Source organism: Pseudovibrio sp. WM33, assembly GCF_001623165.1.
Taxonomy (GTDB): domain Bacteria; phylum Pseudomonadota; class Alphaproteobacteria; order Rhizobiales; family Stappiaceae; genus Pseudovibrio.
On sequence record NZ_LMCK01000023.1, the window covers coordinates 70,325 to 80,806 of the forward strand.

The following is a 10,482-nucleotide window of genomic DNA, read 5'->3' on the forward strand; positions in this document are numbered from 1 at the left end:
GCTTAAAATCTTCCGTGTAATGTTTTCGACCCATGAAGTCCTCCTGAATTTATCGTATCAGAAGGCTCTCCATTTTTCTCCGACCACTCCAGTCCATTCAGGCGCAGATTATCGAGTTGCTGAAAGACCTGCGAGAGAAGCTGAAGCTGAGCTATCTCTTCATCAGCCATGATCTGAAGGTGGTGAAAACACTCTGCCACAACGTTATGGTGATGCAGCACGGAAACGTTGTCGAAGCTGGCAATACGCTGGATGTTCTTCATCGACCTCAGACCGAATACACACAGCGTCTGGTCTCTGCTGCTTATTTGTAAGTGTTCAAGATGGCGGCGATAGCCGTCGCCATCATGCTTTAATGTGTTGCTTTCAGCCTTCTCAGGGCGTACCAGAGCACACCAACCACCAGCGGAACAGACGCGGCCATACCAAAAGCCGGATCAAGTGGGGAGCCAACGGCCTTCGCGCCTTTCAAAGTGTAACCGATCAGGCTGATGACGTAGTAAGAGATCGCTACAATCGAAAGCCTTTCCACCGTCTGTTGCAGTCGAAGTTGAAACTTCGCACGCTGATCCATGGACTTCAGCAAGTCCCGATTCTGCCGTTCAAGCTCCACATCAACCCGGGCGCGCAAAAGTCCAACAGCCCGTGTCAGCTTTCGCGAAAGATTGGCCTGCCGCTCTTCAATAGCACGGCATGTCTGCATGGCGGGGGCGAGCCGCCGGTTGAGGAAACGTCCGATCATATCGTAACCAGAGACCTTACTCTCCCCAAGAGTATCCAGGCGTCGCCTGACAATATCGGAATAGGCCCATGTCGCTCCAAACCGGAAAAGACTTTCCATCGCAGAAGCTTCCAAATCAGCCGCGAGAGAAGAAAGGTCTGCCAGCAGTTCCTCATTGTGCGATAAAGAATGCGCTGCTGCGTCTCCTGAATTGCGCAGTTGAGCGGTAATGCCCATGAGTTCCTGTTCAATGCGGCTTACAACGGTTTGCTGCTTCCGTGCTTCATAAAGCCCCAATAACGAAAGAGTTCTGTAAGTCTCAAGCTCCAGAACACGTCGCACGGTCGCTCCCAGTTCCAGAGGAGACAGCCCATGATCGAGCAGAAGAAATGAAACAATGCCATCATCACCGGCTTTGAAGTCGGTGACCAACGTCGCGCGTCCTTCAATGATTTGGGAAACACTCAAGCTCGCAAGGTCAAACTTTTCAGACAGATCGCCAGTCTCCGGCTGAGCTGTGACTTTTATCGTTAGCTGAACAGCTGCAATCAACTCCCCAGGAGGATCAAGCAGGCCCTTGGCAAAGAGAGTTAGATCTTGTGCGCGAAAGCTTGAGGCCAGAGGCTGTTCCACGGCATAGGTAGAAAACTCGCTGTGTTGCTCCCAACGTAAAGAATAATCTTCGAAAGTCTGATGGAGATAGTGCTCTGAGGCCCTTGAAGCCGAGTTTATTTCCTCTGATGTAAACCTAAGCAGAGCTTGCTGCTCTGCTTGCTTCTTATCTTGGTCGACCATGAAGGCGTATTGCAGAATTTGCCATTCACCGTGCATGGGGACGAAGGGACGCGCATGAACTTCAGCAAGAATGGCTTGGCGTAGTGGATGTTCTGGAAGTTGCTGCACAGCGCATGCCTCTTCCAACATATCGTCAACCTTACCCAATGCGTGCCCCTCTTGGTCTTCAAGCCAGAAAGGCCAAGTGTGAAGCAGACAACTCTGTTGATCTACATAAAGATACGTATTGCGCCGGATTGTCGCAGCGGAAGCTTGGGCCATTGCAATCAAGAGGAAAAATAACTCGAATTCTTCCTGTTCAGCATATCGAACCCTAAGAATTGTAAAGTACACACTGCGCCCGAAACATCACCTTTTGAGGATTTGAAATGAAAACGCCACTTGTTGCGCTCCTGCTGGCCTGTTCCGCATCCTATGCTTCGGCAGAGACTGATTTCCCTCAAAAAAACAACAGATGGTTTGAGGCTGCAGAGGCGGAGATTGAGAGCAAACTTGCTCTGCAGCCGATCACCAAACCGGCCAAAAACATCATTTTGATGATCGCGGATGGCAACGGAATTTCGACAAACTATGCAACGCGGATATTCCAAGGCCAGCAGAATGGATTGCTGGGTGAAGAAAATGTGTTGCCACAAGAAACATTTCCTCACAGCGCCTTGGTCAAAACCTACAATGTAAATGCGCAAACACCAGACTCAGCAGGAACCGGTACAGCATTCCATTCAGGCGTGAAGACCAAAGCCGGTGTCCTCGGTGTCGATGAAACACTAAATGTTGGTGACTGCTCGGCTGTCGAAAGCGCCAGTGTCGCGAGCATTGCAGAAGTGATGGCTGCAGAAGGTAAGGCGGTCGGCATCATCTCAACTGCAAGCCTCACGGACGCAACACCAGCCTCAGCCTATGCCCACGTCGCCAGCCGCAGGTTTGAAGACGATTCTGACGTGCCGGAGGGATGCGATGTGCCGGATATTGCTGCGCAGCTGCTTGAGCAGATCAAGAACGGCACCATTGATATCGCTTTTGGAGGAGGGCAGCGCCATATGCTGCCTGAAACCAGAAAGACCATCGAGGGCACTGCTGGAAATCGCAAGGATGGGCGCAACCTGATTGAGGAAGCCAAGGCGTTTGGCGCGTCTTATGCCTGGAATGAGGCTTCCTTCAATGATCTCGATCCGTCTGGAGACGAACCTGTCCTTGGCGTCTTCGCAGCAAATCATATGCAGTATGAGTATGGCCGAAAAGATCAGCCCTCCCTGGCCGAAATGGTGAAATGGACCATCGAAGCGCTGCAGGATAATGAAAACGGCTTCTATCTCACGGTTGAAGGTGGTCGTGTCGATCACGCCAATCACGCCGGAAATCTCTATCGCGCCCTCACAGACGGTGTCGCATTTGCAGACGCTGTCGCCATGGCCAAAGAAATGACCAGCGATCAGGACACTCTGATCATCGTCACTGCGGATCACGCCCACACATTATCGTTCAACGGCTATTGCGGACGCGGTACGCCGATCAACGGGTTGTGCATGGGCATCGACAACAACGGTGTCAAACACACCAATGAAATGCACCTGATGCTGGATGGAAAACCATACTCTGTCGCTAGCTATCTCAATGGTCCCGGCTCAATTCTCACAGAAGAAAACAACTGGTTCGGCACGCGTTCAGTGTTGTCACAGGAAGAAGCCACAGACCCCGATTTTAAACAGCAATCCTTGCTTCCAACTCCCTCAGAAACCCATTCGGGAGAAGATGTTGCGGTTTATGCAAGAGGACCTTGGGCGCACTTGTTTGATGGCACAATCGAGCAAAATTACATCTTCAATGTCATGAACTACGCTGCAAACGCCAAAGATCGCTAGCATGATAAAGAAGTGTTGTCGTGATGCTTGGTTGTATCATGTAAGCGGCTATCGATAACCTGAGCTTGAGCCCGCGGAATTTTATCGGGGGTTCAGACCAGTTTTGCCTCGAAATGCACACTGACCTGACGTAGGTTTCGGGCTCATTTGATAACTGTGAGTTCCGATGATTGAGTTCGAAAAGAATTTGGAAGCAGCGCTGAAAGCGCATGATCAAAGTGACGATGCCAGCCACGACCTCTACCATGCGCGCCGCGTAAAATTGGCAGCGTTGGACATCGCTCAGCGTCGCGGTGAGGGCGATGAGGAGGTGCTGATCGCAGCTGCCTACTTGCATGATTTGGTCAATGTTCCAAAGAACTCACCGGATCGTGCAAAGGCTTCCAAGCTGTCAGCTGACGCGGCTGAACCGATCCTGAATGTGCTGGGTGTTTCTGCAGCAAAAATCGAGAAGATCAAGCATGCCATTGAGGCACATAGCTTTTCAGCTGAAATCGAGCCGCAAACGATTGAGGCCAAGATCCTGCAGGACGCGGATCGCCTGGAATCCCTCGGGGCAATCGGTATTGCCCGCACCTTCTATATCGCCAAAACCATGAACTCCAACCTGTTCCATGGTGGCGACCTGTTCGCCAGCGACCGTGATCTCGACGACAAGACATTCGGCGTTGATCATTTCGCCCTCAAACTGCTTAAACTGCACAAAACCATGCAAACCAAGGAAGGCCGTGAAGTCGCGCGCGAACGCACCGACTACATGATCGGCTTCCTGAAGCAGCTGGCCGCCGAAACAGGTTTTACCTATCCGGAAGGCGATGACCTCTGGATCGAAGAGGAAGCACCGAAAGTCGCGTCCTGAGAACTCAGTCCTGAAAGGACTTGAGAGCTGGGAATGTGATGTCCGGATCCTGGATGGTCTGCTCAAACGGGCCGTCCGGGTGCAACATCGTCTTCAGCAGATTTGCCCCCAGCAAAGCTCCGGCCTGCCGAATATCTTCGCTGATATTGTCGATTTGTGAATCAATCTGATGTAGCGTTTGTGAACTTGATTTCACAACCGCATCAAAATCCCGCCCACGCTCTTTGCCTGCCTGCCGATACCCGTTCGCAATCGCAAGGAAAGAGGTCTCACCGGGGCAGATAAAGCCATCCGGTGCATCACTTGTCCCGGCAATCGTCTGTGCCCATTCAAAGATCTCAGGCATATCTGAATCAAGATTGATGCCCTCAGGAATGTAGCACTGCAAACCTTCTTGCCGAATAGCCCGCTTATAACCGTAATTCAGGTGCTGATGGAACGTGAAATGGTTGGGCGGTAGAATAACGCAAATCCTGCGCCGCCCTTTTTGCATCAACCGCAAGACAGATTCGTAAGCGAACTTCTCGTTATCATAATCCACATATGAGTGTTGATAGCCAAATTCAGTTCGCCCATGTGTGGTGAACGGAAAGCTGCGCTCCCTCAAAAAACGCACCCGCTCATCAAAAGGCCGTGTCCGTGAAAAGATGATTCCGTCAGCCAGCTTGTTGCGAACTATGTACTCGACAGGCTCGATCGGATCACCACCAAGGAACTGCGGTGTCACATTAAGATGGTAGTCAGTCCCAGCCAATGCATGAGCCACACCTGTGATCAGCGAGTTCCCAAACCCCAGAATTTCGTTATGAGGGTCAAGAATCAGTGAGATTACTTTAGTCTTTCCGGTGCGTAATCTTTGCGCCGCGCGGTCTGGAACATAGCCAATTTCTTCAGCAACTTTACTTACGCGCAGCCGGGTTGCCTGTGCAATCTTTTCATCACCCTGAAGTGCCCGCGAGACAGTTGTCACCGCAAGGCCGGTGATCTCCGCAATTGTCTTCTGCGTAGGTTTCGAGGTGGAATGAGTGGAGGAATTCGGCGGTTTTTGTGTCGACATGTGAAGCCAGTTACCTCCCGTAAATCAGTTAGATCTTCGTTATAACGATACAACAAAATAGGTGAGTATCATTTGATACAAAAAAGATCATTCAAGTCAATGGGTTCACTTTTTGCATTGACAGATCCAATATTTGTAACGTTATAAGTACTATGTTAGTCGTATTTTTGTGTAGAAATTTTAAGTTGTGATCGGGAGGCAACACATGCACAAACTACTAGTAAAAACCACATCGGCTCTGGCTCTGTTGGCAGCAACAGCTGCTCCATCTTTGGCAGCAGACGTGGAAGTCCTGCATTGGTGGACAGCAGGTGGCGAGGCAGCTGCGCTTAACGTTCTTAAGCAGGATCTGGAAACTCAGGGCATTGGCTGGGCAGATATGCCTGTTGCTGGTGGCGGCGGCGAAAGCGCAATGACTGTTTTGCGTGCACGCGTAACCGCTGGTAACGCACCAACTGCTGTTCAGATGCTTGGGTTCGACATTCAGGACTGGGCAAAAGAAGGCGCTCTGGCAGACCTCAACGCTGTTGCAGCTAAAGAAGGCTGGGACGAAGTTGTACCTGCAGCACTTCAGCGCTTTGCAAAGTACGATGGCAAGTGGATTGCTGCGCCAGTAAACGTACACTCAACCAACTGGGTATGGGCAAACAAAGCAGTGCTGGACGCAAACGGCATTGCAACTCCAACCACTTGGGAAGAGTTCACCGCAGCGCTTGAGAAGCTGAAAGCAGCAGGCGTAACGCCGCTCGCACACGGCGGTCAGGCTTGGCAGGATGCAACTCTGTTTGATGCAATCGTCATGGCCACCGGTGGTGCAGACTTCTATAAAGCTGCCTTCATTGATCTGGACGAAGCTGCTCTTGGTTCTGACACCATGAAGGAAGCGTTTGATCGCATGTCTGTTCTGCGTGCAAACGTAGACGACAACTTCTCTGGTCGTGACTGGAACCTTGCAACTGCAATGGTCATCAACGGTGAAGCTGGCTTCCAGATGATGGGTGACTGGGCAAAAGGTGAATTCCTCGGTGCTGGTAAAAAGCCAGGCGAAGACTTCCTCTGCTTCCGTTTCCCTGGCACTCAGGACAAGGTAACCTTCAACGCTGACCAGTTCGCTATGTTCGATCAGGGCGGTGAAGTGTCTAAAGAGCAGGCTGCCCTTGCAAGCGCAATCCTGTCTCCTGCCTTCCAGTCTGCATTCAACGTGGTGAAGGGCTCCGTTCCTGCACGCACAGACGTTTCCGACGAAGCGTTTGATGCATGTGCAAAACAGGGCATGAAAGATCTGGCTGCAGCTGCTGCAAGCGGCAATCTTTATGGTTCCATGGCACACGGTCACTCTGCACCAGCATCTGTTAAAAACGCCATTTATGACGTTGTAACAGCACACTTCAACGGTGAGTTCGATTCCGCTACCGCTGTTGATGAGCTGGTAGACGCTGTCTCCATCGCTAAGTAATTTTAAGTGGGGCCGACGATGTGTTGGCCCCATTTTTCCCAAAACAACATAGAATCTGGGGGCAGGGATCATGGTCGATCAGACCAACTCATCCGTTGCCATGGCCGCTGACTATGCGACGCCAACGGCAGTAAAACCGGACCTGCGGACAAGACTCCAAAATCTCATTCCCAAACTGGTGTTATCACCCTCGTTGGCTTTGATCTTGGTCTTTGTCTATGGATTTATCATTTTCTCCGTATACCTTTCCTTCACAGGAAGCCGTATTCTGCCAGTCTATGACTGGGTCGGACTGGAGAACTATGAAAAGCTGTTCCGGCTACGGCATTGGTCCATTGCCATCAAAAACCTTGGCATTTTTGCAGGTTTGTATATCGCAGTCTGCACAGCTATCGGCTTGGGTCTTGCGATTCTTCTGGACCAGAAGATCCGCGGAGAAGGCTTCTTGCGTCCAATCTTCCTGTATCCGATGGCGCTCAGCTTCATCGTAACGGGAACGGCATGGAAGTGGTTTCTTGATCCGGGCATCGGCCTTGAACACACAATGCACTTGTGGGGCTGGGAGAGCTTCGAGTTTAACTGGATCAAGGACCGTAACTTCGCCATCTACACGGTTGTGATTGCAGCTGTCTGGCAAACAAGTGGCTTCGTTATGGCCATGTTCCTGGCCGGACTGCGTGGCATCGACAACGAAATCCTGAAGGCCGCACAAATCGACGGGGCATCCAACTGGAACATGTACCGCCGGATCATTATCCCGCAACTGCGCCCAGCCTTCCTGTCTGCTTTCGTGATCCTGTCTCACCTTGCAATTAAGTCCTACGACCTTGTCGTGGCATTGACGGGCGGTGGACCGGGCAGAGCGACGGAAGTACCGGCGACCTTCATGTATTCCTACACCTTTACCCGCAACCAGATGGGCATTGGCGCTAGCTCCGCTGTTATCATGCTTATGACCATCGCTGCGATTATGGTGCCTTACCTTTATGCCGAACTGCGGGAGAAAAAATAATGTCCGTAGCCTCGACAGATAATGCCATCAGCACAGGTCGCATCACCCGTGCATTCATTTACCTGATGCTGATCCTGTTCGCGACATTCTACCTGCTGCCGTTTGGCATTATGGTACTTAACTCCGTTAAGCCTCTTTCAGAGATCACTGGCGGAAATATGATGTCACTGCCGCAGGTCTTCACGCTGGAACCCTGGTTCAAAGCCTGGAACAGCGCACAGATCGGCGTAGAACCTACAGGTCTGAAGCCATACTTCTGGAACTCCCTCAAAATGGTGTTTCCGGCAGTTACGATCTCAACCGTTCTGGGTGCTTTGAACGGCTACGTGCTGACCAAATGGCGCTTCAAGGGCGATACCATCCTGTTCGGTCTGATGCTGTTTGCCTGCTTTATTCCATTCCAGATCGTTCTGATCCCAATGGCACGTGTGCTTGGCTTCCTCGGTATTGCAGGGTCAACACCGGGTCTGGTGCTGGTGCATGTGGTTTACGGCCTCGGCTTCACCACGCTGTACTTCAGGAACTACTATCAGGTGTTCCCGACAGAGCTGATCCGCGCAGCTCAGATTGATGGGGCAGGGTTCTTCCGCATCTTCTGGCGCATCATGCTGCCAAGTTCCGGTCCAATCATTGTTGTCTCTGTCATCTGGCAGTTCACCAACATCTGGAACGACTTCCTGTTCGGTGCTTCGTTTGCTGATCTGGACAGCCAGCCAATGACGGTTGCGCTGAACAACCTCGTCAGTTCGTCAACGGGCGTCAAAGAATATAACGTTCATTTTGCCGGAGCGATCCTCGCCGCATTGCCGACACTGCTCGTGTACATCGTGGCTGGCCGCTACTTCGTAAGAGGCCTGATGGCCGGATCGGTGAAGGGATAAGACCTATGAGCTTTCTGAAAATCAACAATGCGACCAAGTCTTACGGCTCAACCAAGGTGCTTCACAACATCGATATCGACGTGCAGGAAGGGGAATTCCTCGTGCTCGTCGGGCCGTCCGGTTGCGGAAAATCCACTCTGCTCAACATGATTGCCGGTCTGGAGGATATCACCTCCGGCACCATCGCCATCAAAGGGCAGACCATGAACGGGGTACACCCGTCCAAGCGCAACATCGCTATGGTGTTCCAGTCCTATGCTTTGTACCCGAACATGACGGTCGGTCAGAACATCACGTTCGGTCTGGAAATGCATGGTGTTGCCAAGCCTGCGCGCGAAAAGGCAATGAGCGACGTTGCCGAGATGCTGCAGATCAAACCGCTGTTGGATCGCAAGCCGGGCCAGCTCTCCGGCGGTCAGCGCCAGCGTGTGGCCATGGGCCGTGCATTGGTGCGTGATCCGGATGTGTTCCTGTTTGATGAGCCACTCTCCAACCTTGATGCGAAACTGCGCGTTGATATGCGCACAGAGATCAAAAAGCTGCACCAGAAGCTTGGAACAACCATTGTTTACGTGACCCACGATCAGATTGAGGCAATGACGCTGTCCACGCGCATTGCTGTCATGAACGGTGGGTACGTACAGCAGTTGGGAACGCCAAAAGAGATCTATGACAACCCGGCAAACCTGTTTGTCGCCAGCTTCATGGGCTCTCCAAGTATGAACCTTGTTCCAGCTAAGGTTGTTGCCAACGGTGATGGCATCTTCGCGCAGCTTCCAACGGGCCTCAGTGAACAGGTGAACCTCAAGTTCTCCAACCCGACCGAAGCTCTGAAAGGCTTTGATCAGAAGGAAATCGTGTTGGGCATCCGTCCAGAAGCGATTACCGACCCTGAAGGGGCTGACCGCAAGGCAAACCACATCGAGCAGATTACAAATCGCGTCATCGTAACGGAGCCAGCTGGTTCTGATACCTACGTGATGTCATCTCTCGGCGGCAAAGACTGCAATGCACGCATGCGTGCGGATGCACAGGTCGTTGCCGGGCAGGACGTGCCATTCGCGATCAATATGGATAAAGCCATCCCGTTTGATCCTTCCTCAGAAATGCGCATCGCGTAAGTCTCAGGAATGCAGAATTTTGAAAGCCGGGGTGGAAACACTCCGGCTTTTTTACATCAGCGTTCCAGCTCTGCAATCTTCTCATCCATCAAAGCGTGCCATTCAGGCTGGGTGACCTCAACAATCTCATAGTTCCCCATGGCGACACTGCAAAAGATCACATCTACCGGCAGGTCCAGCAGGTTTTTCAGTGAGGTGACGAGCTCTTGCTTGTTGCCGCCATCACTGGACATGATCAGTGTTTTGAAACGGCCATTGTCCAGATAGATCGTGTCACCGGTAAATAGATAATTCTTGCCAATGGGTGACGGGTAATAGAAGCACAGGTTGTTGTCCGTATGTCCGGGAGTGTAAATCGCCTGAAATCCGTCAGAGCCCACAAATGGCCCTGAACCTTGTAAAAGCAAGTCCGGCTGGACATCGCCACTAAAGAATTTCTGGATGTTCTCGTGCCCGATCAGCGTTGAACCAAGGATGAGTTTCAGCTCACTTAAACCTTCACTAATCTCGTGATTATGTGTGAGGTAATGCTCATCGATCCCTCCAAGCTCGCGTAATTGCGCCGCTTCACTCAAATTTTCAAAGGCTGAGATAAGGATGTTTCGATCCGGTGTTTTCAGAAAATATGCATGCGAGAGCAGTGTTCCAAACCGCTTTTCCATTGGGACTTGCCACGTGGGCGTGATCAGCCCCACTTGAGTGGTCCGGTTTGAAAGTT

Annotated in this window: 9 protein-coding genes and 1 pseudogene; 7 read left to right on the plus strand and 3 right to left on the minus strand. The window is 51.6% G+C overall.

Translation table 11 applies throughout. The features are described 5' to 3' along the window. Positions 1–92 precede the first annotated feature (92 nt). Positions 93–314: pseudogene (locus tag PsWM33_RS06285) on the plus strand (microcin ABC transporter ATP-binding protein); the annotation flags it as partial. Positions 315–352: 38 nt separating this feature from the next. Here PsWM33_RS06285 and PsWM33_RS06290 read toward each other — a convergent pair. Then, positions 353–1,663: a DUF3422 family protein gene (locus PsWM33_RS06290; RefSeq protein ID WP_063299601.1), complete on the minus strand. Its 1,311-nt coding sequence runs from the start codon at positions 1,661–1,663 to the stop codon at positions 353–355. Between the two features lie 221 nt (positions 1,664–1,884). Here PsWM33_RS06290 and PsWM33_RS06295 point away from each other — a divergent pair, with 221 nt between their 5' ends. After that, positions 1,885–3,378 (plus strand): alkaline phosphatase, encoded by a 1,494-nt coding sequence (locus PsWM33_RS06295; protein WP_063299595.1) that lies wholly within the window; start codon positions 1,885–1,887, stop codon positions 3,376–3,378. 166 nt (positions 3,379–3,544) lie between these two features. Then, on the plus strand, positions 3,545–4,237 hold the full coding sequence (locus PsWM33_RS06300) for an HD domain-containing protein (RefSeq protein WP_063299596.1): 693 nt from the start codon (positions 3,545–3,547) through the stop codon (positions 4,235–4,237). Between the two features lie 4 nt (positions 4,238–4,241). Here the strand turns inward: PsWM33_RS06300 and PsWM33_RS06305 are convergent, their stop codons facing one another. Next, positions 4,242–5,294, minus strand: a complete 1,053-nt coding sequence (locus tag PsWM33_RS06305; RefSeq protein ID WP_063299597.1) for a LacI family transcriptional regulator — start codon at positions 5,292–5,294, stop codon at positions 4,242–4,244. 205 nt (positions 5,295–5,499) lie between these two features. Here PsWM33_RS06305 and PsWM33_RS06310 point away from each other — a divergent pair, with 205 nt between their 5' ends. From PsWM33_RS06310 to PsWM33_RS06325, 4 genes are all read left to right on the plus strand, one after another. Continuing rightward, the gene (locus PsWM33_RS06310; protein ID WP_057465291.1) at positions 5,500–6,750 is read left to right on the plus strand and encodes an ABC transporter substrate-binding protein; all 1,251 of its coding nucleotides are present in this window, start codon (positions 5,500–5,502) and stop codon (positions 6,748–6,750) included. 100 nt (positions 6,751–6,850) lie between these two features. Then, on the plus strand, positions 6,851–7,762 hold the full coding sequence (locus PsWM33_RS06315; protein ID WP_057465399.1) for a carbohydrate ABC transporter permease: 912 nt from the start codon (positions 6,851–6,853) through the stop codon (positions 7,760–7,762). Next, positions 7,762–8,643: a carbohydrate ABC transporter permease gene (locus tag PsWM33_RS06320; RefSeq protein WP_057465290.1), complete on the plus strand. Its 882-nt coding sequence runs from the start codon at positions 7,762–7,764 to the stop codon at positions 8,641–8,643. The genes PsWM33_RS06315 and PsWM33_RS06320 overlap by 1 nt, the downstream gene beginning before the upstream one ends. A gap of 5 nt (positions 8,644–8,648) precedes the next feature. Beyond that, entirely contained in the window at positions 8,649–9,764 is a 1,116-nt protein-coding gene (locus PsWM33_RS06325; RefSeq protein ID WP_063299598.1) for an ABC transporter ATP-binding protein, read from the plus strand. A 56-nt stretch (positions 9,765–9,820) separates the two neighbouring features. On the opposite strand, the gene PsWM33_RS06330 is transcribed toward PsWM33_RS06325, so the two are convergent. Then, a complete protein-coding gene (locus PsWM33_RS06330; RefSeq protein WP_063299599.1) occupies positions 9,821–10,426 on the minus strand; it encodes an MBL fold metallo-hydrolase in 606 nt (201 codons plus the stop codon). Positions 10,427–10,482: the final 56 nt, after the last annotated feature.

Coding starts and splice junctions, on each gene's coding strand:
- PsWM33_RS06295 (WP_063299595.1), top strand. CDS start 1,885: ATGAAAACGCCACTTGTTGCGCTCCTGCTGGCCTGTTCCGCATCCTAT.
- PsWM33_RS06300 (WP_063299596.1), top strand. CDS start 3,545: ATGATTGAGTTCGAAAAGAATTTGGAAGCAGCGCTGAAAGCGCATGAT.
- PsWM33_RS06305 (WP_063299597.1), bottom strand. CDS start 5,294: ATGTCGACACAAAAACCGCCGAATTCCTCCACTCATTCCACCTCGAAA.
- PsWM33_RS06310 (WP_057465291.1), top strand. CDS start 5,500: ATGCACAAACTACTAGTAAAAACCACATCGGCTCTGGCTCTGTTGGCA.
- PsWM33_RS06315 (WP_057465399.1), top strand. CDS start 6,851: ATGGCCGCTGACTATGCGACGCCAACGGCAGTAAAACCGGACCTGCGG.
- PsWM33_RS06320 (WP_057465290.1), top strand. CDS start 7,762: ATGTCCGTAGCCTCGACAGATAATGCCATCAGCACAGGTCGCATCACC.
- PsWM33_RS06325 (WP_063299598.1), top strand. CDS start 8,649: ATGAGCTTTCTGAAAATCAACAATGCGACCAAGTCTTACGGCTCAACC.
- PsWM33_RS06330 (WP_063299599.1), bottom strand. CDS start 10,426: ATGGAAAAGCGGTTTGGAACACTGCTCTCGCATGCATATTTTCTGAAA.